The 23178-nt window shown below is 61.8% G+C and carries 20 protein-coding genes; 3 read left to right on the forward strand and 17 right to left on the reverse strand.

Annotated features, from left to right (window positions below; genetic code table 11):
• The 11 genes from FHS81_RS06710 to minC all read right to left on the reverse strand — a co-directional run bounded on the left by FHS81_RS06710 (window position 1) and on the right by minC (window position 10910).
• On the reverse strand, window positions 1-471 hold the full coding sequence (locus FHS81_RS06710; protein WP_183751329.1) for a type II toxin-antitoxin system RatA family toxin: 471 nt from the start codon (window positions 469-471) through the stop codon (window positions 1-3).
• Entirely contained in the window at window positions 471-1496 is a 1026-nt protein-coding gene (lipA, locus tag FHS81_RS06715) for a lipoyl synthase (protein WP_183751330.1), read from the reverse strand. The genes FHS81_RS06710 and lipA overlap by 1 nt, the downstream gene beginning before the upstream one ends.
• 180 nt (window positions 1497-1676) lie before the next feature.
• Entirely contained in the window at window positions 1677-1928 is a 252-nt protein-coding gene (locus tag FHS81_RS06720; RefSeq protein ID WP_183751331.1) for a GlsB/YeaQ/YmgE family stress response membrane protein, read from the reverse strand.
• A 167-nt stretch (window positions 1929-2095) separates the two neighbouring features.
• On the reverse strand, window positions 2096-3508 hold the full coding sequence (lpdA, locus tag FHS81_RS06725; RefSeq protein WP_183751332.1) for a dihydrolipoyl dehydrogenase: 1413 nt from the start codon (window positions 3506-3508) through the stop codon (window positions 2096-2098).
• A 60-nt stretch (window positions 3509-3568) separates the two neighbouring features.
• Window positions 3569-4930: a pyruvate dehydrogenase complex dihydrolipoamide acetyltransferase gene (locus tag FHS81_RS06730; protein ID WP_183751333.1), complete on the reverse strand. Its 1362-nt coding sequence runs from the start codon at window positions 4928-4930 to the stop codon at window positions 3569-3571.
• A gap of 11 nt (window positions 4931-4941) precedes the next feature.
• Entirely contained in the window at window positions 4942-6333 is a 1392-nt protein-coding gene (locus tag FHS81_RS06735; protein ID WP_183751334.1) for a pyruvate dehydrogenase complex E1 component subunit beta, read from the reverse strand.
• Between the two features lie 72 nt (window positions 6334-6405).
• Window positions 6406-7479 (reverse strand): pyruvate dehydrogenase (acetyl-transferring) E1 component subunit alpha, encoded by a 1074-nt coding sequence (pdhA, locus tag FHS81_RS06740; protein ID WP_183751335.1) that lies wholly within the window; start codon window positions 7477-7479, stop codon window positions 6406-6408.
• Window positions 7480-7942: 463 nt separating this feature from the next.
• Window positions 7943-8599, reverse strand: a complete 657-nt coding sequence (locus tag FHS81_RS06745; protein WP_183751336.1) for a class I SAM-dependent methyltransferase — start codon at window positions 8597-8599, stop codon at window positions 7943-7945.
• Window positions 8600-8885: 286 nt separating this feature from the next.
• A complete protein-coding gene (gene minE / locus FHS81_RS06750; RefSeq protein WP_183751337.1) occupies window positions 8886-9239 on the reverse strand; it encodes a cell division topological specificity factor MinE in 354 nt (117 codons plus the stop codon).
• Window positions 9236-10051 carry a septum site-determining protein MinD gene (gene minD / locus FHS81_RS06755; protein WP_183751338.1) on the reverse strand — a complete coding sequence of 272 codons (816 nt, stop codon included), beginning with the start codon at window positions 10049-10051 and terminating at the stop codon, window positions 9236-9238. The genes minE and minD overlap by 4 nt, the downstream gene beginning before the upstream one ends.
• A 13-nt stretch (window positions 10052-10064) precedes the next feature.
• Window positions 10065-10910 carry a septum site-determining protein MinC gene (gene minC / locus FHS81_RS06760; RefSeq protein ID WP_183751339.1) on the reverse strand — a complete coding sequence of 282 codons (846 nt, stop codon included), beginning with the start codon at window positions 10908-10910 and terminating at the stop codon, window positions 10065-10067.
• A gap of 373 nt (window positions 10911-11283) precedes the next feature.
• Between minC and FHS81_RS06765 the strand changes: the two genes are divergently transcribed.
• A complete protein-coding gene (locus FHS81_RS06765; RefSeq protein WP_183751340.1) occupies window positions 11284-12492 on the forward strand; it encodes a lytic murein transglycosylase in 1209 nt (402 codons plus the stop codon).
• 173 nt (window positions 12493-12665) lie between these two features.
• Here the strand turns inward: FHS81_RS06765 and FHS81_RS06770 are convergent, their stop codons facing one another.
• From FHS81_RS06770 to FHS81_RS06780, 3 genes are all read right to left on the reverse strand, one after another.
• Window positions 12666-13220 carry a GNAT family N-acetyltransferase gene (locus FHS81_RS06770; protein WP_183751341.1) on the reverse strand — a complete coding sequence of 185 codons (555 nt, stop codon included), beginning with the start codon at window positions 13218-13220 and terminating at the stop codon, window positions 12666-12668.
• 77 nt (window positions 13221-13297) lie between these two features.
• Window positions 13298-14428 (reverse strand): type III PLP-dependent enzyme, encoded by a 1131-nt coding sequence (locus FHS81_RS06775; protein WP_183751342.1) that lies wholly within the window; start codon window positions 14426-14428, stop codon window positions 13298-13300.
• Window positions 14429-15165: 737 nt separating this feature from the next.
• The gene (locus tag FHS81_RS06780; RefSeq protein ID WP_183751343.1) at window positions 15166-16281 is read right to left on the reverse strand and encodes a polyamine ABC transporter substrate-binding protein; all 1116 of its coding nucleotides are present in this window, start codon (window positions 16279-16281) and stop codon (window positions 15166-15168) included.
• Between the two features lie 480 nt (window positions 16282-16761).
• Between FHS81_RS06780 and clpB the strand changes: the two genes are divergently transcribed.
• Window positions 16762-19377: an ATP-dependent chaperone ClpB gene (clpB, locus tag FHS81_RS06785; protein WP_183751344.1), complete on the forward strand. Its 2616-nt coding sequence runs from the start codon at window positions 16762-16764 to the stop codon at window positions 19375-19377.
• A 104-nt stretch (window positions 19378-19481) separates the two neighbouring features.
• Here clpB and FHS81_RS18915 read toward each other — a convergent pair whose 3' ends face one another.
• Window positions 19482-20207 (reverse strand): META domain-containing protein, encoded by a 726-nt coding sequence (locus FHS81_RS18915; protein WP_246374881.1) that lies wholly within the window; start codon window positions 20205-20207, stop codon window positions 19482-19484.
• Between the two features lie 278 nt (window positions 20208-20485).
• On the opposite strand from FHS81_RS18915, the gene FHS81_RS06795 reads away from it, so the two are divergent.
• A complete protein-coding gene (locus FHS81_RS06795) occupies window positions 20486-21574 on the forward strand; it encodes an enoyl-CoA hydratase/isomerase family protein (RefSeq protein WP_183751345.1) in 1089 nt (362 codons plus the stop codon).
• A 168-nt stretch (window positions 21575-21742) separates the two neighbouring features.
• Here the strand turns inward: FHS81_RS06795 and ptsN are convergent, their stop codons facing one another.
• On the reverse strand, window positions 21743-22228 hold the full coding sequence (gene ptsN / locus FHS81_RS06800; RefSeq protein ID WP_183751954.1) for a PTS IIA-like nitrogen regulatory protein PtsN: 486 nt from the start codon (window positions 22226-22228) through the stop codon (window positions 21743-21745).
• Between the two features lie 182 nt (window positions 22229-22410).
• On the reverse strand, window positions 22411-23013 hold the full coding sequence (gene hpf / locus FHS81_RS06805) for a ribosome hibernation-promoting factor, HPF/YfiA family (RefSeq protein WP_183751346.1): 603 nt from the start codon (window positions 23011-23013) through the stop codon (window positions 22411-22413).
• Between the last annotated feature and the right edge of the window lie 165 nt (window positions 23014-23178).

Genomic DNA, 23178 nt, shown 5'->3' on the forward strand with positions numbered 1-23178 from the left:
TTAGCTGCGAGGGGGGAGGGTGCCATAAAGGCTGTCGGCGCGGGTGGCGAAGGCGTCCGAAAACTTCTTGAACGCTTTGTCGAAGACCGCGCCCATCAGCATGCCGAGTGTGCGGCTCTTGAACTCATATGAAATGTAGAAGTCGACGATGCAACTGTTCGCGTCGCTTCCAGTACGGAAGGCCCAGCGATTTTCCAGAAAACGGAACGGCCCGTCGACATACTCCACCAAAATCCGCAACCTTGGCCGATCCAGCGTAACGCGGGTGGTGAAGTTCTCGCGGATGGCCTTGTAGCCGATGCCCATATCGGCCACGAGTATCATCACCCCTCCATCGCCGTTGATGCGTTGGCGCACCGTCAGGCTTTCGCACAGGGGCACAAAGGCCGGATATTGCTCGACATCCGCCACCAGATCGAACATGGCAACGGGGGAGTGCGGAACCTTCCTCTCATTCCGAAACGATGGCATCAGCCGCCAACCTGCGCTGCTCGTGCAGCCTTGAGGCGGGCAAAATCCTCACCGGCATGATGAGACGAGCGTGTCAGCGGGCTCGACGACACCATCAGGAAGCCCTTGGCATAGGCCGTGGTTTCGAAAGCCTTGAACTCATCCGGCGTCACAAAGCGGATCACTGGATGATGCTTGCGCGTGGGCTGAAGATACTGGCCGATCGTTATGAAATCGACCTCCGCCGAGCGCAGATCGTCCATGAGCTGCAACACCTCGTTGCGCTCCTCGCCAAGCCCGACCATGATGCCGGACTTGGTGAAGATGGAGGGGTCGATCTCCTTGACCCGTTGGAGCAGGCGGATCGAGTGGAAGTAGCGCGCGCCGGGCCGCACCTTGAGATACTTGGACGGCACGGTTTCAAGATTGTGGTTGAACACGTCCGGCCGCGCAGCGACCACGACCTCAAGCGCTCCCGGCTTGCGCAGGAAGTCCGGCGTCAGAATTTCGATGGTGGTTGCCGGCGAGCGTCGGCGTATAGCGTGGATGACGTCGGCAAAATGCTGCGCACCACCGTCGGCGAGGTCATCCCGGTCTACGGACGTGATAACGACGTGCGTCAGTCCCAGCTTTTCGACCGCCTTGGCAACGCTCTCCGGTTCCTCGCGGTCAAGCGGCAGGGGCATGCCGGTTTTCACGTTGCAGAAAGCACAGGCGCGTGTGCACGTGTCGCCCATGATCATGAAGGTGGCGTGCTTCTTTTCCCAGCACTCGCCGATATTCGGGCAACCGGCTTCCTCGCATACGGTGACGAGCTTGTTCTCGCGCACGATGCGGTTGGTCTCGTTCCACTTGGGCGAGCCGGGAGCCTTGACGCGAATCCAGTCCGGCTTGCGCGCAATCGGCTGATCGGGCCTATGCGCCTTTTCGGGATGGCGGGCTTTTTCGGCTATCCTGGCGTCAGCCGTTTTCGCGTCGCGAGGCGCGGCGTCGGTATTCAGTTTGCGGCGCGGGTCACGATTCAGAATATCGAGAACGACCGCCATGCCGACGCCTCCACAGTTTCAAGATGCGCAAAAGCGGCGCGGATTTGCCCCGCGCCGCATTTCAAGGTTTTGCAATCTCGCCACAAAACGGCGCCGATTGCAAATGCTCTGAATCACCATGATCTAGACAATGACCAAGGCGGTTGCAAGAGCAAGCGCTGGCTGCGTCAGATCACACGGTTATGCGCGTCGAAGCACGCGCACGATGAACAACAGGACGATGGCGCCAATTGTCGACACCACGAGGCTGGGAATGAACCCCGAACCCTGCCAAAGGCCGAAAACACCCAACACGATCGGGCCGATGAAAGCGCCGATCAAACCGATCACGAGGCTCGACACAAGTCCGCCCTCGCGACCCATCAAACTCTGCGCGATCCAGCCAGCCAGCAGACCGACGATGATTGCGCCAATAATACCCACGCCTGCCATATTCATCTCCCACGGTTTGACTACAAGGTGACTGATAAACGCCAAGCTTGGCGATACGTTCCACCATGCGTCTTCTTAATACCCGGGAACCATGACGTCCTGACTGGACCGTGTTCCGGTTTCGGTGAAACAGGAACACGGTTTTGGCAGATCAAACGCAGGCTGCTTTAGATGTGGATCGCGCGCCCGTAAGCATCGAGCACGCTCTCGTGGATCGTCTCTGAAAGCGTCGGGTGCGGGAAGACGGCGTCGATGAGTTCCTGCTCCGTCGTTTCCAGATTCAGCGCGATGACGAAGCCCTGAATAAGCTCCGTTACTTCCGCGCCGATCAGATGCGCACCGAGCAGGCGGCCCGTCGATTTTTCGAAAATCGTCTTGACGAGACCTTCCGGTTCGCCGAGCGCAATCGCCTTGCCGTTGCCGACGAACGGGAAGCGGCCAACGCGAATGTCGTAACCGGCTTCCTTGGCCTTCGCCTCCGTCAGCCCGACCGATGCGATCTGCGGATGGCAATAGGTGCAGCCCGGAATGCGCGTCTTTTCAAGTGCATGAACGGGCAGGCCCTTGATGGCTTCCACCGTCAGCGTGCCCTCATGCTCGGCCTTGTGGGCAAGCATGGGCGGGCCGGCGACGTCACCGATGGCGTAGATGCCGGGCACGTTGGTGCGGCCCAGACCATCGGTGACGATGGTGCCGCGATCCGTCTTCACGCCAAGCTTTTCAAGGCCGAGATTCTCAATGTTGCCGACAACGCCCACCGCCGAAATCACGCGATCCACGGTGATCGTCTGTGGGCCCTTCGGCGTCTCCAGCGTGGCGGTGACGCTGTCCGCGCCCTTGTCCAGCTTCGTTACCTTGGTGCCGGTCAGCACCTTGATGCCCTGCTTTTCAAAGCGCTTGCGGGCGAGATCGGCGATCTCCGCATCTTCCGCCGGCAGGATCTGCGGCAACACCTCGACCACGGTCACTTCCGCGCCCATGGTGCGGTAGAAGGAAGCAAACTCGATGCCGATTGCTCCCGAGCCGACAACCAGCAGGGACTTCGGAATCGCCGGTGGCACCATGGCCTCGAAATAGGTCCAGACCAGTTTCTTGTCCGGCTCAAGACCCGGCAGCACGCGCGGACGCGCGCCGGTGGCAATGATGATGTGCTTGGCCTTGTACGTGCCGCCGCCCAGCGCGCCTTTCGGCGCATCCGGCGTGGCCGAGATGGTGATCGAACCGGGCGCGTCGATGGTCGCCTCGCCCCAGATCACATCGACCTTGTTCTTCTTCAGCAGGAAGCCGACGCCCGTGTTGAGCTGCTTCGACACACCGCGCGAACGCTCGACAACGGCCTTAGCGTCGAAACGCACGTTGTCCGCCGAAAGACCATAGTCCTTGGCATGCTGGAAGTAGTGATAAATTTCGGCGGAGCGCAGCAGAGCCTTGGTGGGAATGCAACCCCAGTTCAGGCAGATGCCGCCGAGGTGCGACCGCTCGATGATCGCGGTCTTGAACCCGAGCTGGGCGGCGCGAATGGCGGTGACGTACCCGCCGGGGCCGGAGCCGATAACGATAATGTCGTAGGAATTGGCCATGACAGCCTCATGCTATCCGGAGAAGACGGCGGCCGGCGGACCGGCCGCGTTGACACGGAATCAGACCAGCAGGCCGAGCGGGTTCTCGATCAGCGGTTTAAAGGCGGCGAGCAGTTCCGCGCCCAGTGCGCCATCGACCGCGCGATGATCGGTGGACAACGTCACCGTCATCACCGTCGCGACTGCTGGCGCGCCATCCTTCACCACGACGCGCTTCTCGCCCGCGCCGACCGCCAGAATGGTGGCGTGCGGCGGGTTGATGATCGCCGAGAAGTTCTTGATGCCGAACATGCCGAGGTTCGATACCGCCGTGGAGCCGCCCTGATACTCGTCCGGGCGCAGCTTGCGGGCGCGGGCCCGCGCAGCGAAGTCCTTCATCTCGTTGGAGATGGTGGAGATGCTCTTGATATCGGCATTGCGCACCACCGGCGTAATCAGTCCGCCGGGGATGGCAACCGCCACGCCCACGTCCACGGCCTTGTGGCGCAGGATGGCAGCATCCGTCCAGCTCACGTTGGCGTCCGGCACCTGCCGCAGCGACAACGCCAGTGCCTTGATGACGAAGTCGTTCACCGACACCTTGTAGACCGGCTTGCCGTCCTTGTCCTTCGGCGCGGCGGCGTTGATCTGCTCGCGCAGCGCCAGCAGGGCGTCGAGCTCCGTATCCACCGACAGGTAGAAGTGTGGAACCGTCTGCTTGGATTCGAGCAACCGGCGCGCGATGGTCTTGCGCATGTTGTCGTTCGGCAGCTCTTCGTAGCTGTCGGGAGCGAAAAGCTTCTTCACCGCCTCGTCGCCAGCACCGGCAGCCGGGGCGGGCTTGGGAGCCGTGGCAGGAGCAGGTGCTGCCGCTGCAGGAGCAGCGGCCTGCTGCGCCACGCCACCCTTTGCCGCCGACTGAACGTCGCGCTCGATGATGCGGCCATGCGGGCCGGTGCCCTTGATGGCGGCAATGTCGATGCCCGCTTCCTTCGCCAACCGGCGTGCCAGCGGCGAAGCAAAAATGCGCTCGCCATGCGAGGCGGCAGCCGCTGCCGGAGCAGCAGACTGGGCCGTCGGGGCCGGGGCGGCTTCAGCGGCTGCCGTCTGGGCAGGGGGCGCTTCCGCAGCCGGAGCAGAAGCCGCGGCAGTGGCGGGGGCCGCGCCGGCTCCAGCCGCAGCGACGGCCGCCACGTCCTCGCCCTCTTCGGCGATCACCGCGATGACCTCGTTCACCGGAACATCGGCAGTGCCTTCCGGGACGATGATCTTCGCCAGCACACCCTCATCGACCGCTTCGACCTCCATGGTGGCCTTGTCGGTCTCGATCTCGGCGATGATGTCGCCGGACTTGATGGTGTCGCCTTCCTGCTTGAGCCACTTGGCCAGATTGCCCTTTTCCATCGTGGGGGACAGGGCAGGCATCAGAATCTTGACGGACATGAAACCCTCCCTCAGCGATAGGTGACAGCCTTGACCGCCGCGATAACGTCATCGGCGGTAGGCAGGGCGAGCTTTTCGAGATTTGCGGCGTAAGGCATCGGCACATCCTTGCCGAACACGCGCAGAACCGGCGCATCCAACCAGTCGAAGGCCAGTTCCTGAACACGCGCGGCGATTTCCGAGCCGACGCCGGACTGTCCCCAGCCCTGTTCCACGGTTACCACGCGGCCGGTCTTCTTGGCCGATGCGATCACGGTGTCGGTGTCGAGCGGGCGCAGGGTGCGCATGTCGATGATCTCGGCGTCGATGCCCTCTTCGGCAAGCTTTTCGGCTGCTTCAAGAGCATAGATCATGCCATAGGACCACGCGACGATGGTGACATCCTTGCCGGGGCGGGCGATGCGCGCCTTGCCGATGGGCAACACGAAATCGTCGAGCTTCGGCACCGGGAACGAGTGACCGTAAAGGATTTCGTTCTCAAGGAAGATGACCGGGTTCGGATCGCGGATCGCTGCCTTCAGCAGGCCCTTGGCATCCGCCGCCGTATAGGGGGCGATGACCTTGAGGCCGGGCACGTGGCTGTACCACGAGGAATAATCCTGGCTGTGCTGCGCGCCAACACGCGCCGCCGGGCCGTTGGGGCCGCGGAACACGATGGGGCAGCCAAGCTGACCACCGGACATATAAAGCGTCTTGGCGGCGGAGTTGATGATCTGGTCAATCGCCTGCATGGCGAAGTTGAAGGTCATGAACTCGACGATAGGACGCAGGCCGGTGAAAGCCGCGCCGACCGCGATGCCGGTGAAGCCATGCTCGGTGATCGGCGTGTCGATGACGCGACGGTCGCCGAATTCCTGCAGCAAGCCCTGGGTGATCTTGTAGGCGCCCTGATACTCGGCAACTTCCTCGCCCATGACGAAGACGTTGTCGTCCTGACGCATTTCCTCTGCCATCGCATCGCGGAGGGCTTCGCGAACCGTCTGGTTGACGAATTCCGTGCCGGGCGGCACTTCCGGATCGGGCTCGGCTGCCGGCTCCGGCGCGCGCGGTGCGGCTGGGACAGACGCCGCGGCAGCAGGGGCAGGAGCCTCGGCGGCAGGCGCAGGCGCAGGCGTTGCCGCCGGTGCGGAGGACGCCGACGTAATGGCCGACGCATCCTCGCCTTCTCCGGCGATGACGGCGATCGGCGTGTTCACGGCGACTTCCTCGGTGCCTTCGGGGACGAGGATCTTTGCCAGCACACCTTCATCAACCGCTTCGACCTCCATAGTGGCCTTGTCGGTTTCGATCTCGGCGATGATGTCGCCGGACTTGATGGTGTCGCCTTCTTTCTTAAGCCATTTAGATAGTTTGCCGCTCTCCATGGTCGGAGACAGCGCGGGCATGAGAATATCGGTCGGCATGTCGAATGTTCCAAAAAATCTGGAAAGGGCCCGGCGATGTTTGCCGGCGCATCGATTCGTTCTGCTGGCTGATTACTTCAGCACGTCGGTCCACAGCTCCGACGGATCGGGCTCGGGATCGTTGGTGGCGAAGTCTGCCGCATCGTTGACGATCTCACGCACCCCGGCATCGATGGCCTTGAGTTCGCTCTCGTCGACCTTCCACTCTTCCAGCAGGCGGCGCTTCACCTGCTCGATGGGGTCGTGCTCCTCGCGCATGCGCTGCACTTCGTCCTTCGTGCGGTACTTCGCCGGATCGGACATCGAGTGGCCGCGATAGCGGTAGGTCTGCATTTCCAGCAGATAGGGGCCCTTGCCCGAGCGTGCCCAGTTGATGGCGCGTGCGCCAGCTTCCAGAACGGCGCGGTAATCCATGCCGTCGACCTGCTCGCCCGGGATGTTGAACGAGACGCCGCGCTTCGACAGATCGGTCTGTGCGGAGGCGCGGTTCAGCGCCGTGCCCATGGCATAGCGGTTGTTCTCGATCACGTACACGACCGGCAGCTTCCACAGCTCCGCCATGTTGAAGCTCTCATAGACCTGGCCCTGGTTGGCCGCGCCATCGCCGAAATAGGTCACGGAGACAGCGTCTTCGCCACGATAGCGGTTGGCGAAGGCCAGACCCGTGCCCAGCGAGACCTGTGCGCCGACGATGCCGTGGCCGCCGTAAAAGTTCTTCTCGCGCGAGAACATGTGCATGGACCCGCCCTTGCCGCGCGAGTAACCGCCCTGACGGCCGGTCAACTCGGCCATGACGCCGCGCGATTCCATGCCGGTGGCCAGCATGTGGCCGTGGTCACGGTAGGCGGTGATGACCTGATCACCTTCCTTCTGCGCAAGCTGCATGCCGACGACGACGGCTTCCTGCCCGATGTAGAGGTGGCAGAATCCGCCGATGAGGCCCATGCCATACATCTGGCCGGCCTTTTCCTCGAAACGGCGGATGAGCAGCATCTCACGATAGGCGTGGAGATCCTGATCCTGCGTATGATTGATAATTGCCGACGATGCTGCTGCGCCCTTGGCGGCGCCTGACTTGCCGCGTGATGGCGCGGAGGTGCCTGCATCGGCTTCGGCGCGGGATGCTCTTCTTGCTGTACCAGCCATGGCGTATCCTCCCAGATAACGCTAACGGTTGAACAAACGCTTCACAAAGCTCTTTATCCCAGAAGTTCCCGTTTGGCGAGAGTCTAAAACACGGATCGATTAAGTTTTTTTGTAACCAAACTACTGATAAAACGTCATTTTTTTCATTTAACTGTTAAGTAGTTAAATTGGATATTGGTGTCTGTCAGCCTGTTTGGCGCCATCTTTATCGGCCGATTCACCGCCGCGTGCCTCCTTTCCGCGTGTGCCGCACAGGTGATGTTACCCACTCGCTATTCAAATATCCATGCGTCTCTTTTGCTGCTGAATATAAGAAAATCACTGTTGGGCCGATTGCCTCAAGGCACTGTCCCATAAGCAAGGCACCAGCCGACAGGATGGCATCGGAGCCGCCTTTAGGCTACCCGGATTTCACACGTCTTCATCCATAGGGTGGCTTGGGCTTTATGGGGTGGCTTGGGATTTATGGCGCTGCGGCGTCGCCCGCGCGTCCTGCCAGCCATATCGTCGCCGAGCCGCAATGCGGATCATTGACCTGATGCGCCACAACGTTGAAACCGTTCTCCGCCAACAGGGCGCGGTATTCTTGCGGATCGAGGCTGGCGTGATAAAGCGGCTCGCCCATCCATTCGCCAATGGCCTCACCGTGATGCGTGCCGCTGGTGAACATAAGCGCTGCCCCCGGCGCAGCGTGGGCGGCGAAGCGGGGAAACATGGCGCGTTGGGCGGTATCTGTGAGGTGAAAGAAACTGTGCCAGGCAATCAGCCCATCGAATCGCCGTCCGAGGGCGAGATCGCGCATGTCCGCGACGATCCATTCGCGGTCGGGAAAACGCTCGCGCGCTTTTGCTATCAATGATGGAGAGGAATCGACGCCCGTCACCGCATAGCCGCGCCCGAGCATGTATCGCGCGACCGGATGGCCAGTCCCGCAGCCGACATCGAGGATGGAACCGCCAGCCGGAATCAGCGCCAGAAAACGATCGAGCCACGCCTTCTCCATAAAGCCGTGGTCCATCCAGGCGTCGTCCGACAGCTCACTGTCCGTGAGGCCGCGCCGACGCTGCCTGTCCAGTTCGGCAGCGTGCTCTTCGTATAGCCCGATGATGCGATTGTGCATGCTACCTCAGGGCTTGATGTCGCGCATTGCAAGATCGGGCATCACCGGCGAGTGATCAGCGTGACCCCGTCTCATGTCACCATAACCGGACGCGGCAGCGGGCGTCGAGGCTTGCCGATGCCTTCATAAAAGCCGACAAGCGCCAAGGGTAGCCAAGAGTAGGGGACCCCACGCCCGCGCTCGTTTAGTCTGAGTCGCTACATACCGCTTCGGCGCGGCGCGCAGGCGTCTCAGTTTCCATGCGCTGCTGTCTCGAAGAGCCGGAATGGCTCATTAATATCTGGTGTCAAGCGCTAGCGGAGCGTGTCAGCGGGGCTGCCGAGGCAGCCTTTGCCGATGCACCGACCTTGGCGGAGGTGTTTGCCACGTTGGCCTTGGCAGCCGTCGCCGGTGCGACATTCGAGGGAATCTCGATATCCACCTCAAGCGTCGACACCGCATCGCCGCGATCCATGGTCACCTTGACCTTGTCGCTGTCGACATGGATGTGCTTGGCGATGACGGCGAGGATTTCCTCGCGCAGCACTGCGACAAGATCCGACTGGCCGGTGGAGACGCGCTCGTGCGCGAGCAGGATCTGAAGCCGTTCGCGCGCGACCGGAGCCGACGTGCGGCGGCTGAAGAGTTTGAAAAAGCTCATGCCGCCCTCCGTCCGAACAGCTTGTTGAAGAGCCCCTTCTTGTCGGAGGGGATGGTGATTTCCACCGTCTCGCCACGCAGGCGGCGGGCGGCGTCGGCGTAAGCGCGGGCGGGCGCGCTCGTCGGGTTGCTGATGGTCACCGGCGTTCCGAGGTTCGAGGCGCGCAGCACTTCGTCGCTCTCGGGGATGATGCCGATCAACGGAATAGAGAGGATTTCCAGCACATCCTCGACCTTCAGCATCTCGCCGCGCTCGGCCCGCGTCACGTCATAGCGCGTCAGCAGCAGGTGCTTTTCGACGTGCTCACCCTTTTCGGCCTTCAGCGTCTTGGAATCCAGCACGCCGATGATGCGGTCCGAATCGCGCACCGACGACACTTCCGGATTGGTGACCACCACGGCAACGTCGGCGTGGCGCATGGCCAGCGTCGGGCCGCGCTCGATGCCGGCAGGGCTGTCGCAGATGATCCAGTCGAACTTCTCGCGCAGTTCGGAGATCACGCGGTCGACGCCTTCTTCGGTGAGGGCGTCCTTGTCACGCGTCTGAGAGGCGGGCAGCAGTGACAGCGTCTCGATGCGCTTGTCGCGGATCAGCGCCTGCGCCAGCTTGGCCTCGCCCTGCACGACATTGATAAGGTCATACACGACCCGCCGTTCCGCGCCCAGCACCAGATCGAGATTGCGCAGGCCGACGTCGAAATCGACAACGACGACGTTCTGCCCCGTCTGCGCCAGCGCCGCTCCGAGGGCGGCCGTCGACGTCGTTTTGCCAACGCCGCCCTTACCCGATGTCACGACCAGAACTTTGGTCATTGCTTTTCCCTCTTCAGTTGATTGGCGCGATCTTGATCGCGTCGCCTTCGAGCCAGATTTGGACGGCTTGTCCACGATAGTTGTCGTCAAGTGCTTCAGCCGTCTTGTAGAGCCCGTCGATAGCGACGAGTTCGGCTTCCAGCTTGTTGCAGAAGATGCGGGCCGATGCGTGACCCGCACAGCCGGCAAGGGCGCGCCCGCGCAGGGCGCCGTAAATATGAATGGAACCGCCGGCAATCACCTCCGACCCCGATGCGACGGAGCCGATAATGGTGACGTCGCCCTGCGGGAAGGTCACGGACTGCCCCGAGCGCACCGGCTGTTCGATAATCAGCGACGGACGTGTCGTTTCGGCCGGGATGCTAATCGGTGCCGGCTGCGATTGCTGGGCGGATGCGTCCTGCGTTCCCGTACCTTGCTCGGAATTGCCTTGCCCGGAAGCATTTTGCGCCGGAGCGGGCTGGGTGGCGGAACCATCGTCTGCCTTCGCTGCCGGAACCGGCACATCGACTTCATTAACCTGCTTTCCGCCTCTGACCAGCGGAGGAAAGCCCGGCCCGAGCCATGTTTCCTTCGCGCCTTCGATGCCCATCACCTGAATGCGGCGCTCGCCGAGCTGGGCGAGAAGATCGATCAAGCCCTGCCGGTCGATATCGAGCCCTGAGACGTCAAGAATGACCGCGCGCGCGCCGAAAAAGCCGGGCGAGCGGTCGATCAGGCTCGTCAGTTCCTCGAACCAGATGTCGAGCGGCGCTTCCGGCGACAGCAGCAAGGCAAGAAACGAACGGCCGCGGAAACGGATCGTAGGACGCTTAGCTTGGCCGGGCTGCGCGGCAGGGGGAGTGGCTGTTTGGGTCACGGTGCTTCTTCAGGGTTTCTGATCTGTTAAACATTTGGAGCCATCATGGTTACCAGTTGGTTAACAGCGCTAAAGAAACGCCGGTATAACCGCCTTTCCACATGCCACAGGTGCCGCGAGGCTTTTCCATGGCCCGCATAGCTGCCTCCCGCCCTTGGGCTGCTTTTGCCCGTCCGATATCGCAAATCCGTGAACGGGCCGCGCGCGGCGGATCAACGATTCGTTAGCCATTTGCGTTAATGATGCGCCGGACGTCGGCATTTCAACGAACACGCTGGCAAGATGTGGATTTTTGGCTTTTACGCGGTTTCATCATGTCAGGCGGTTGCCGCCTTGGCTGAGAACGCTTTGAAGACATCTGGGAGGATGGCGCATGCGGCATATCAATAAAGGCGCGATCCGGCGGTGGCTGGTGGCTGCCATGGCCGCGTCGGCGGCGGGGGTGGCGGCTTCGCCGGCACAGGCGAATTTCGGTTCCTGCATCGCCAACCTTAAAAATGCCGCCGTCAATGCCGGCATCAGCAGGGCGGTGGTGACACAGGCCCTCGACATCAATGCGCCGGATGAGAAGGTGCTGCGGCTTTCCAAGGTGCAGCCGGAATTCAAAACGCCGATCTGGGATTATCTCGGCTTCCTCGTCGACGAGCAGCGTGTGGCGGATGGGCAGGCGCAGATGCGCCGTTATGATAATGTGCTCCGCGCGGCCGAACGTCAGTATGGCGTGGATCGCCACGTGATCGCTGCCGTGTGGGGCGTGGAAACCGATTTCGGCCGCGAGGCGGGTGATAACTTCCTGCCGCACGCCCTGGCGACGCTTGTGTGCGAAGGCGGCCGGCGCCGTGACTTCTGGCGCGGAGAGTTGTTCGCGGCGCTGAAGCTCGTGGACCGGGGCGACCTGCAACTCAACAAGCTTTATGGATCGTGGGCCGGCGCGTTCGGCCAGACGCAGTTCATCCCCACCACCTATCAGCGTCTGGCAGTCGACTTCGATGGCGACGGACGGCGCGATCTCGTTAGCTCGGTTCCCGATGCGCTCGGGTCCACAGCCAATTATCTCAAGCGCGGCGGCTGGCGTGCCGGTGAGCCTTGGATGATCGAGGTGAAGGTGCCGCGCGGCTACAAAGGCCCGACAGGCCGGCAAAACAAGGAACCCATCGCGCAATGGTCACAGCGTGGCATTACCCGGGCGGACGGACGACCACTGACAGGTGGCGGAAACGCCGGCCTGTTGCTGCCGGCGGGGCCGAATGGCCCCGGGTTCCTGGTGTTCCGCAACTTTGACGCGATCTATTCCTACAACCGCGCAGAATCCTATGCGTTGGCAATCTCTCATCTTGCCGACCGCATGGCTGGATACCCGACACTTCGCACACCTTGGCCAACCGACGATCCGGGCCTGACGCGCGCGCAGCGCCTGCATCTGCAAAAGCTTTTGCTGGCCAAGGGCTATAATATCGGCGAGGCGGACGGCAAGATCGGCCCTGTCACGCGCGATGCGATCAAAGACGTCGAGCGCCAGATCGGCATGCCCCAGACAGGCCGCGCGGGTACGAAGGTCTATCGGGCGTTGGGCGGCCGATAAGTCGTCGCTAAAGCATTTTCACGCAAAGCGGATGCTGCTTTGCGTGAAAAAATGCTCTAGATCATGGATTTGAGCTGCTACGACAGAGTAAAATATCGGCAATGTCAAATAAATGGGCTGGTTTCCTGTCGATTGAACAGGAAACCAGCCCATTTTGTTGGAGTTTGCGCGGCTCAGGCTGCCTGAGCCATCGGCAGAGCGGGCGCGGCATCGGCAAATTCTCCAGCAGGAGCGATCATACCGCGTGCGCCTGAGAGTGCATTTGCAGTTAGCTCCAGCGCCAGGAAGCGCTCGCGCTCAAAGGGGCCGGGCATCCACAATGCGCCGGTCGCTGCCGGGCTGAAGCCGAAGCGGGTATAATAACCCGCATCGCCGACCAGCAGAATGGCATCGTGGCCGAGCGCCCGGGCGGTGCCGATGGCGTGACGCATCAAAGCGCCACCGAGCCCCATCGACTGGCACGCCGGATCGACGGCAAGCGGCCCCAGCAAAAGCGCGGAATGGCGCGTGCCGGCCAGCACGTGCCACAGCCGCACAGTGCCAAGTAGCTTGCTGTGCAGCTTGCTGTCTTCCATCGAAATAGCGCTCAGTGCCAGCCCACTGGCCGGTAACCGGCCCTCGCGAAGCCGTTCACTGGTTTTGCTGAAACGGCTGTCGCCGAAGCAGGCGTCAAGCAGCGCCTCCCGCGCGACAACGTCGGCGGCGATTTCATCCCTGATGATGAACATGGCAGGTTCCTCCCCGCCCGGTCGCGTGTTCGCGCGCCGGGCAGCCGGAAAAACGATTGGTTACGTCCGGAAAATAATCAGATGTGGTAGGACTTCAGCGGCGGGAAGCCATTGAAAGCAACCGCCGAATAAGTCGTGGTGTAGGCGCCCGCACCCTCGATCAGCACCTTGTCGCCAATGGCGAGGCTGACCGGCAGCGGATAAGGCGTCTTTTCATAGAGCACATCGGCGGAATCGCAGGTCGGCCCTGCGAGGATGCAATCCTCGACGGTGTCGCCATCGCGCTCGGTGTGGATCGGGTAACGGATAGCCTCGTCCATCGTCTCTGCGAGACCACCAAACTTGCCGATATCCAGATACACCCAGCGCAGCTCGTCGGCTTCGCTTTTGCGGGACACGAGTACGACCTCGGCCTCGATCATGCCGGCGTTGCCGACCATGCCACGGCCGGGCTCGATGATGGTTTCCGGAATGGCATTGCCGAAGTGCGTCCGCAGCGAATCCAGAATGGAAGCGCCATAGGCTTCCACGGCCGGGATGTCGTTGAGATACTTTGCCGGAAAACCACCGCCAAGATTGACCATGGACAGGCCGATGCCGCGCTCGGCGCACTGCCGGAAGATTTCGGCGGACGACGCCAGCGCCTGATCCCATGCACCGGTGTTGCGCTGCTGGGAACCGACATGGAACGACACACCATAGGCCTCAAGACCCAGACGATGAGCATGCTCCAGCACGCTGACGGCGAGCGACGGATCGCAGCCGAACTTGCGCGACAGCGGCCATTCCGCACCTGCGCCATCGCACAGGATGCGGCAGAACACGCGCGAACCGGGAGCGGCGCGCGCCACCTTTTCAACCTCGGCCTCGCAGTCAACAGCGTAGAGGCGGATGCCCAGCGCAAAGGCGCGCGCGATGTCGCGCTCCTTCTTGATGGTGTTGCCGAACGAGATACGATCCGGCGACGCGCCGGCAGCCAGCGCCATCTCTGCCTCGGCGACCGAAGCCGTGTCGAAGCAGGAGCCGAGCGAGGCGAGCAGGGACAGGACCTCCGGCGCAGGATTGGCCTTTACGGCGTAGAATACGCGCGTGTCAGGCAAGGCATGGGCGAAGGCGAGATAGTTGTTGCGCACGACGTCGAGATCGACGACCAGGCAAGGGCCGTCGTCGCGTCGGTTGCGGAGAAATTCGCGAATGCGGTCAGTCATGGCGTCAACCCTTCGGACAAAAATCTAAGGTCAGAAGCGCGCTCTCACGGAGCAGCGCAAAGTGGATGCGGACGCGACAACCCCCGTGCTGCGTGGTGGAGACGCAATACGAAGGTGTGTTCGGACACGCGCGGATCGATCCAGGATCGACCCTTGTCTGCCTTGGATTGGAAGGGGAGTTCCCGACCGCACGCCTGGCAATGATGGACAAGCCTCTTCGGTAATCCACACCAGCCTTTGGAAAGCTGGCAGAGACCAAAAAAGCCCGTTCCGTCGTTGCTTTAAGTCCCGTCCCCTGCGGAGAGCAGAGTGGGCCGGTTTCGCCTCCGGCTGCCGGTCGGTCAAAAATGCGGGGAACACTTGTCTCCGCATATCGGGCGGGCAAACCGGCCTCTTGTCCGGCATCCCGCCAACCGGCACGCGACCACAGGCACGTGCGAAATTGGGCAGGTCGTCTTATAAGGCCATGCTGCGCATTTCACAAGCACCTGCACAATCATTTTGCCCGGTAAATCATCATATTCCGCGCATATCAGCCATGCGTTTAAATCATAAGCTGGCGCCGCAAACCGAGGATAAACGCTTTCTCAAGCTTGATCTTTAGCGCTTCAAGGCTTGCCAATTTTTAAGTAAGATATTGAAAAATAATATGGATTTCGTGGCTATCTATTTTTCTGGCAAATAAAAAACCGCGCCGGAGGCGGTGCCCGGCGCGGTGCGTTTATCTGTATGCCGGCTTATCGTCCGGTCTTGATGCGCGTCCACAGCCGCGTGACGGCGCGCTGGGTGCGGTCGTCGTAGGCCGTGTTGGTGAACAGGCGCTTCATCGTCTCGTCATCGGGGTAGATGCCGGGGTTGTCGCGAACCTCGGCCTCGACGAGCGGGCGCGCTGCCAGATTGCCGCTGGCATACGACAGGAAGCTCGCATTCCGCGCTGCGATTTCCGGACGGTTCAGGAAGTCGAGGAAGATGCGCGCTTCCTCGGGGTTCGGTGCATCAGCCGGGATGGCGAAGCTGTCGAACCACATCAGGGCGCCCTCGCGCGGAACCTGATAGGAAATTTCGACACCGTTGCCGGCCTCCTGCGCCCGCGTCGCGGACTGGAGGATGTCGCCCGAGTAGCCCACGGCGACGCAGATGTCTCCGTTAGCCAGCGCATTGATGTATTCCGACGAGTGGAATTTGCGGATGAAAGGCCGCACCTTTATCAGTGCATCGGCTGCTTTCTGCAGATCCTGCTGGTCCTTGGAATCCGGATTGAGGCCGAGATAATTGAGCACACCCGGAAACAGGTCTTCCGGCGAGTCCAGCAAGTAGATGCCGCAGTCCTTCAGCTTGGCCGCCACTTCCGGATCAAGCACCAGATCCCAGGTGTTGAGCACGGCGTCCTGTCCCAGACGTTCGCGGACCTTGGCCACGTTCACGCCCACGCCAGTTGTGCCCCACATATAGTTAGCGGCGAACTTGTTGCCGGGATCGAATACCTGAAGACGTTCGGCGATCTCCGGCCACAGGTTCTTGGCGTTGGGGATCTTTTCCAGCTCGATGGGCTGGAACACGTTCGCCTTGATCAGCCGCTGCAGGAACGGCCCGGAAGGGCCTACCAGATCGTAGCCGGACTTGCCGGTGAGCAGCTTGGTCTCGACAATCTCGTTGTTGTCATAGGTGTCGTAAACGACCCTGATGCCGGTTTCCTTGGTGAAGTCGTCCAGCACGCCGGGGGCGATGTAATCTGACCAGTTATAGACGTTGACCGTTCTGTCCTGTGCGGCAGCGGGGCCCGCGACCAGCAGGACGGCAACGGAGGCGCTTGCGAGGCAGGCACCCACTTGTGAGGCGATGGCACGAATCATGTCCCGCTGTCTCCCGTAACGCGATCGATGTGAATGAAAGGCCTAATGGATGAAAAAGGCTTAGTGGATGGAAAAGCTTGCCGACCCAGAATTGTGCCCGGCTAATCAATTATCTTGCCGGGCCACCATGTACCCCTCCGGGTCACGACAGCACCATACGTAACTTTCAACGGGAATGCATCAACTCTGGTTGCAAGAAAATTTTGCAGCAGACCGCAACAAACGCATGGCAAGCAATGATGCAGTGGAAATCCGGCCAGATGGACGATTTGCTTCTGGTTGTCGTCTTTTCCGGTTTTGTAAAGGGCGCACCCCCTTTTGTAACCCGCCTGCAACACTTAAATGAGCGATGCTGGCCGCTTGACGCGGATCAGTGACTTTCCGGCGCAACGTTGCCATATGGAATGTTGCGCGGACAGAAATCGATAAGGGACGTCCTGTCGGGCTTTCGACGGCAGGCGTTGCCGAGAGGAGCGACCGATGAATATCGACAAGTATACTGATCGGGTGAAAGGATTCCTGCAGTCGGCCCAGTCTTTGGCGCTGCGCGAGAATAACCAGCAGTTCACCCCTGAACATCTCCTGAAAGTTCTGCTCGACGACCCCGAGGGCCTCGCCGCCGGGCTGATTCAGCGCGCCGGCGGTCAGCCGCAGCTTGCGCTTCAGCTAACGGAGCAGGCTCTCGCCAAATTGCCGAAGGTGCAGGGTGGTTCGGGACAGATTTATCTCGCGCCCAGCTTGGCGCGCGTGTTCGACACCGCTGAGAAAGCTGCCGAAAAGGCGGGTGACTCCTACGTCACCGTCGAGAGGCTGTTGCTCGCGCTGGTGGTCGAAAAGGACACCGAAGCGGGCAAGGCGCTGGCGCAGGCCGGCGTGACGCCGCAGAACCTCAACGCCGCTATCGAGGCGCTGCGCAAAGGCCGCACCGCCGATAACGCTTCGGCGGAAAACGCTTACGACGCGCTCAAGAAATACGCCCGCGATCTCACCGCCGCGGCGCGTGAGGGCAAGCTCGACCCCGTGATTGGCCGCGACGAGGAAATCCGCCGCACCATCCAGGTGCTGTCGCGCCGCACCAAGAACAATCCCGTGCTGATCGGCGAGCCGGGCGTCGGCAAGACCGCCATCGTCGAGGGGCTGGCGCTGCGCATCGTCAACGGTGACGTGCCGGAGAGTCTCAAGGACAAGCAGCTGCTGGCGCTCGATATGGGTGCATTGATAGCCGGCGCAAAATATCGCGGCGAGTTCGAGGAGCGCCTCAAGGGGGTGCTCAACGAGGTGCAGTCCGCGGAAGGCAACATCATCCTGTTCATCGACGAGATGCACACGCTGGTTGGAGCGGGCAAGTCGGACGGGGCGATGGATGCATCCAACCTTCTCAAGCCCGCCTTGGCGCGCGGCGAGCTGCACTGCGTTGGCGCGACGACGCTCGACGAGTACCGCAAGCACGTCGAGAAGGATCCGGCGCTGGCACGTCGATTCCAGCCGGTGTTCGTGTCCGAGCCCACCGTCGAGGATACGGTGTCGATTCTGCGCGGGCTCAAGGAGAAGTACGAGCAGCATCACGGCGTTCGCATTCAGGACTCGTCGCTGGTGGCGGCCGCAACGCTGTCCAACCGCTACATCACCGACCGCTTCCTGCCGGATAAGGCCATCGACCTCATCGACGAGGCGGCTGCGCGGCTGCGTATGCAGGTGGATTCCAAGCCCGAGGAACTCGATTCCATCGATCGCGAGATCGTGCGTTTGAAGATCGAGGCCGAGGCGCTCAAGAAGGAGCCCGATGCGGCGTCGCGCGATCGGCTGTCGCGGCTGGAGAAAGAACTTGCCGGGCTGGAAGAGCGCTCGTCTTCTCTGACAGCGAAATGGCAGTCGGAAAAGGACAAGCTCGGCCGCGCCGCAGACCTGAAGAAGCAGCTTGATGAAGCGCGCAACGAACTGGCCATCGCCCAGCGGCAGGGTCAGTACCAGCGCGCGGGTGAACTTGCCTATGGCATCATTCCGGGCTTGGAAAAGGAGCTGCAGGAGATCGAGGCCAACGACAACGCCGCCGGCAGCGTGCGTGAGGAAGTGACGCCCGACAACATTGCGCAGGTGGTGTCGCGCTGGACCGGCGTGCCTGTCGACCGTTTGCTGGAAGGTGAACGTGAAAAGCTGCTGCAGATGGAAACGCAGCTCATCAAGCGTGTCGTGGGTCAGCAGGAGGCGGTTGTTGCCGTGTCCACCGCCGTCAGGCGTGCGCGCGCCGGGTTGCAGGATCCGAACCGGCCCATCGGCTCGTTCATGTTCCTTGGCCCGACGGGCGTCGGCAAAACCGAGCTGACCAAGGCACTGGCCTCGTTCCTGTTCGACGACGAGAACGCGCTGGTTCGCATCGACATGTCGGAGTTCATGGAGAAGCATTCGGTGTCGCGCCTGATCGGTGCTCCTCCCGGCTATGTCGGTTATGAGGAGGGCGGCGCGCTCACCGAGGCTGTCCGCCGCCGGCCTTATCAGGTTGTGCTGTTCGACGAGATCGAGAAGGCGCATCCGGATGTGTTCAACGTGCTGTTGCAGGTTCTCGACGAAGGCCGGCTCACGGATGGGCAGGGCCGCACCGTGGATTTCCGCAACACGCTCATCATCATGACCTCGAACCTCGGGGCCGAGTTCCTGGTGTTGCAGAAAGACGGTGAGGATTCCGAAGCCGTGCGCGAGGAAGTGATGGCCGTGGTGCGCAACCACTTCCGGCCGGAGTTCCTCAACCGTATCGATGAGGTCATTCTCTTCCACCGTCTCCAGCGGGATCAGATGACCACCATTGTCGACATCCAGCTTCGCCGGCTGGAGAGGCTGCTGGAAGAGCGCAAGATCACGCTGGATCTGGATGAAAGCGCCCGCAACTGGCTTGCCGAGCGCGGCTACGACCCTGCTTATGGTGCACGGCCGCTGAAGCGGGTGATCCAGAAAAACGTGCAGGATCCGCTGGCGGAGCTGATTCTCAGCGGCAAGATCAAGGATGGCGAGACCGTGCACATCAGCGCCGGGCCGCTTGGGCTTGTCATCGGTGACGTGCCCGTCACGCCGGAGCGTCCGCCGAATGCAGCGCTGAACTGACGCGCCTAGCCGAAACTGGCAATTAATGGAAATCGGGGAGCGACTATCGCTCCCCGATTTTTTATATGCGGCGTTCTAGATTTTGTGTTTCAACACAAACAGCTTTAATTGCCGGCGGGTTTTTTGGCTTCGGCGGAGGTGCAGGACACGGGCTTGTCGGCATCCTTCATCAGATCGTAGAAATCCGCCGAATCTCCCTTGCTCCACCACACGTAGGGGCCACCGGCGTATCGCGCGCCGGATGCTGAGATCACGTTCGACGCCACGACGAACTGGCCATTGAGGGACAGCGTGGCGAGCGAGGTGCCGCCCGCGTTGATGTATTCCACGTTGACCGGCGTGCCGGCGCAGTCATAGGCCACCTTGTTACGCTCCACCGAGCGTGCATCCGGCACGTCGATGGTAATGGCGGCGGAGGGCGATTGGGCCGTGAAGCGCGCAAGCACCTTGCCGTCGCTCCCCAACAGGGTCAGGCCGGCGTCGTCGCGCTTCCAGTTTCGGGCATTTTCAAGCGCATTGTGGAAGCGCTGCTCCTGATCCAGCACCGCTGGCGCACAGGCCATCCGCGTGCTGGCGGACGGTCCGAAGCTGATGGTGTCGGCCGTGGATTCGAACGTGCCGCGGAAGCGGTTGCAGCCGCCGGTGCCCGTGGCGGCATTATCCGAGGCAAGTTCCAGCACGGGCCGCGCATCGCCTGCCACGCTCTGGCCATCGATGTCGGCGGCGATCCACGTGCCGTAAGGGGTATCGGCCGGGGCCTGCGCCCACGCGGGGGCGGCGAAACCGGCGATGGCGACGAGGGAGGCGGCACGAAGGACAGGTTTCAGCATGAGCGGCGCTTTCTTCTTGGATATCCGGCCCCGGAATGGGCCATGGTTCTTCAAGCAGACATTTGTGATCTTGTCATGGCGCTTCATCATGGTGCCTTGTCGGGGAAGGGTTATTCCACGCCGGCTTTGCTTATTTCCGCATAGGCTATTGGGCCGATCCATGCGATGTTGGATCATACCATTTGAGGTCCATGCCATTGGTATACAGGCTGGTTCAGCTTGGGCCGCCGCCGCGAAGACAGTCAAAGTCAACCGAAACGCCATCAACGGAACCTGACATGCCTTTCTCCAACGACAACCAGGCCGACGCTCTCGTGCAGATCGGCCGCGTGGGAACCCTCGGACGCATCCACCTCAACCGCCCCCGGGCGCTCAACAGCCTGACGCTTGAGATGGTGCGCATCATCGTCGGCGCGCTCGATGCCTTCGAGATCGACGACAGCATTGCGGCGGTGCTGATTACGGGCGAAGGGGACCGCGCTTTCTGTGCCGGCGGCGACATCCGCGCCCTGCATGACGAGGGCCGACAGAATCCCGCCGAGGCCCGCACGTTCCTGCGTGAGGAATATCGCCTCAACGCCCGCATCAAGCGGTTTCCCAAGCCCTATATCGCGTTCATGGATCTCATCACCATGGGCGGCGGCGTGGGCCTGTCGGCGCATGGCAGCCATCGCATCGTCACGGAACGCACCCGCCTTGCCATGCCTGAGACAGGCATCGGCTTCTTTCCCGATATCGGCGCCACGTGGCTGCTGTCGCGCGGGCGTGCGGGCCGCGGCAAGGTCGAAACCGGCACCTTCCTTGCGCTCTCCGGTGAGCAGATCGGCGGTGCCGATGCGATCCATGCCGGGCTGGCCGATGCCCTGGTGCCGTCATCCGCACTGAGCGATCTGGCGGATAACCTGTCGCAACTGCCCGCGACCGCCGATGGCGCGGACGTGAGCGCGATCATCGGTGCCTACGTGTCGACGGTTGAGCCGGGGCCGGTGGAGCAGAACGCGGCCGAAATCGATGAGGCCTTTGCCTTCGATACGGTGGAAGAAATCTTTGCCGCGCTGGGTGCTTCGGAAACCGCTTTTGCAGGCAAGACGTTGGCAACGCTGCGCACCCGCTCTCCCACAAGCCTCAAGCTGGCGCTTCGGCTGGTGCGTCTCGCGCGCGACGACGCCCGGCTGGAAGACGCGCTGGAGCGTGAATATGCCGCCGCGGCGGGAATATTGGCCGGGCATGATTTCTACGAAGGTGTGCGCACCGCCATCATCGACAAGGGGCAGAAGCCGCAATGGCAGCCGTCAACACTGGCTGAAGTGACGGAGGAAAGCCTCGCCCGCTACTTCGAACCCGCACCCGAGCGGCTGTTTTCCTGAATCGTTTGATCGGCGGATAGTCGCGCGGGATCCGAAATTGAAATGCTCCTGCTGCCAAGGCAGGCAGGAGCATTTCAAATATATGCGTTTCAATAAGGACAGGCCGCCCGTATGAGCGGCCTGAGTGTTTTTGCGCAATCCAGGTGCGATGGGTTTTCTGAAACCGCGTCAGTCGGCTTCAGTATCGTCGTCGCTCTCCGTGCGCGGCTCCTCGTGAGCGAGAATGGAATAGATCGCTGCCGCATCGCGGGCTGAACGCAGCCGGTCGAGGTTGCCGGGCTCCCGCAGAACGCGCGCCACGCGGGCTAGCGCCTTCAGATGGTCTGCCCCTGCCGATTCGGGAGCCAGGAGCAGAAAAACGATGTCGACAGGCTGCCCGTCGATGGACTCGAAGTCGATCGGCCGCTCAAGTCGGGCAAAAAGCCCGAACAGGCGATCGATGCGGGCCGGCTTGCCGTGAGGAATGGCGATACCGTCGCCGATCCCGGTCGATCCGAGGCGCTCGCGCTGGAGCAGCGTCTCATAGATTTCCCGTTCATCGAGGCCGGTGATTTGAGCGGCTCTGGCCGCGATCTCCTGCAACGCCTGCTTCTTGCCGCTCACCTTGAGGGAGGGGACTATGGCGTCGGATGTGAGGATGTCGGTCAGGGGCATGTTTCGAACACGTGCGCGCACGTGTCGCTCCTTCGGTGCCTGTCCGTTACGCGCACCATGGCGCGTTTCAGGAACGAGGCAATCTACCACAGACTTGAGCGTCGAACCGCCTGCCAAAAAACAGACGGTCGACGCTCGCTCTACACAGCGGCTGGCGGAGACCGTTCCCGGCCGTTATCCCGTCAGCCCTGATTGTCGGAACCGTTCGGCGGATCGATCCAGCCGATGGTGCCATCGTGACGGCGGTATACGATATTTACCCGGCCACTGCCAGCATGTCTGAAGACAATTACAGGAGCACCCGTCAGATCAAGCTCGACAACCGCCTCGCTAACCGAAAAACGGTGCAGGGCAGCAATGTTTTCTGCGACGATGACGGGGTGGAAAGCGTCATCGACTTCCGTTTCCTCCTGCGGAGCCTCAATCACGTAGGCGCGCAATTCTTCGGCATCCACAACCGGGCGGTGGGCCAGATCGGCCGCGCCGGGCTGTGCGCGCTCCTTCAGGCGGCGGCTGTGACGGCGCAGACGGCGCTCGAAGCGCTCCGCAGCCTGGTCGAACGCCGCGTAGGCGTCCGGCGCCACGCCGGTCGCTTCCAGCGTGATGCCGGTGTTGAGGTGCAGCACGCCGACGGCGCGAAAACCGCTGCCTTCCTTTTCAACGACCACGTGGCCGGAATAGCCGGTGTCGAGATATTTGGCGATCGCCGCGGTGACACGTGCTTCGATCTGCCCGCGCAGTGCGTCGCCGATGTCGATGTTTTTTCCGGTTATCCGCAGAGGCATTCTTATCTCCTTCCCTTGCGCGCCGAGGGGGCGAGACGGATTTTTCAACGATACGGCTGCCGTTTCGATCCGGCGCGTATCATGAGCTTAAGTCGAGGAGCAATCCGCTGCCAGCTTTATTTGTTCCTTGGGAAACAGGGGGATGGCCTGTGGAGAGATAAACGA

Source organism: Pseudochelatococcus contaminans (genome assembly GCF_014195635.1).
Classification (GTDB): domain Bacteria; phylum Pseudomonadota; class Alphaproteobacteria; order Rhizobiales; family Beijerinckiaceae; genus Pseudochelatococcus; species Pseudochelatococcus contaminans.

Excerpts from the sequence above, each read along its gene's own strand:
- FHS81_RS06710 (WP_183751329.1), bottom strand. The coding sequence starts at position 471 with ATGCCATCGTTTCGGAATGAGAGGAAGGTTCCGCACTCCCCCGTTGCC.
- lipA (WP_183751330.1), bottom strand. The coding sequence starts at position 1,496 with ATGGCGGTCGTTCTCGATATTCTGAATCGTGACCCGCGCCGCAAACTG.
- FHS81_RS06720 (WP_183751331.1), bottom strand. The coding sequence starts at position 1,928 with ATGGCAGGCGTGGGTATTATTGGCGCAATCATCGTCGGTCTGCTGGCT.
- lpdA (WP_183751332.1), bottom strand. The coding sequence starts at position 3,508 with ATGGCCAATTCCTACGACATTATCGTTATCGGCTCCGGCCCCGGCGGG.
- FHS81_RS06730 (WP_183751333.1), bottom strand. The coding sequence starts at position 4,930 with ATGTCCGTCAAGATTCTGATGCCTGCCCTGTCCCCCACGATGGAAAAG.
- FHS81_RS06735 (WP_183751334.1), bottom strand. The coding sequence starts at position 6,333 with ATGCCGACCGATATTCTCATGCCCGCGCTGTCTCCGACCATGGAGAGC.
- pdhA (WP_183751335.1), bottom strand. The coding sequence starts at position 7,479 with ATGGCTGGTACAGCAAGAAGAGCATCCCGCGCCGAAGCCGATGCAGGC.
- FHS81_RS06745 (WP_183751336.1), bottom strand. The coding sequence starts at position 8,599 with ATGCACAATCGCATCATCGGGCTATACGAAGAGCACGCTGCCGAACTG.
- minE (WP_183751337.1), bottom strand. The coding sequence starts at position 9,239 with ATGAGCTTTTTCAAACTCTTCAGCCGCCGCACGTCGGCTCCGGTCGCG.
- minD (WP_183751338.1), bottom strand. The coding sequence starts at position 10,051 with ATGACCAAAGTTCTGGTCGTGACATCGGGTAAGGGCGGCGTTGGCAAA.
- FHS81_RS06765 (WP_183751340.1), top strand. The coding sequence starts at position 11,284 with ATGCGGCATATCAATAAAGGCGCGATCCGGCGGTGGCTGGTGGCTGCC.
- FHS81_RS06770 (WP_183751341.1), bottom strand. The coding sequence starts at position 13,220 with ATGTTCATCATCAGGGATGAAATCGCCGCCGACGTTGTCGCGCGGGAG.
- FHS81_RS06775 (WP_183751342.1), bottom strand. The coding sequence starts at position 14,428 with ATGACTGACCGCATTCGCGAATTTCTCCGCAACCGACGCGACGACGGC.
- FHS81_RS06780 (WP_183751343.1), bottom strand. The coding sequence starts at position 16,281 with ATGATTCGTGCCATCGCCTCACAAGTGGGTGCCTGCCTCGCAAGCGCC.
- clpB (WP_183751344.1), top strand. The coding sequence starts at position 16,762 with ATGAATATCGACAAGTATACTGATCGGGTGAAAGGATTCCTGCAGTCG.
- FHS81_RS18915 (WP_246374881.1), bottom strand. The coding sequence starts at position 20,207 with ATGCTGAAACCTGTCCTTCGTGCCGCCTCCCTCGTCGCCATCGCCGGT.
- FHS81_RS06795 (WP_183751345.1), top strand. The coding sequence starts at position 20,486 with ATGCCTTTCTCCAACGACAACCAGGCCGACGCTCTCGTGCAGATCGGC.
- ptsN (WP_183751954.1), bottom strand. The coding sequence starts at position 22,228 with ATGCCCCTGACCGACATCCTCACATCCGACGCCATAGTCCCCTCCCTC.
- hpf (WP_183751346.1), bottom strand. The coding sequence starts at position 23,013 with ATGCCTCTGCGGATAACCGGAAAAAACATCGACATCGGCGACGCACTG.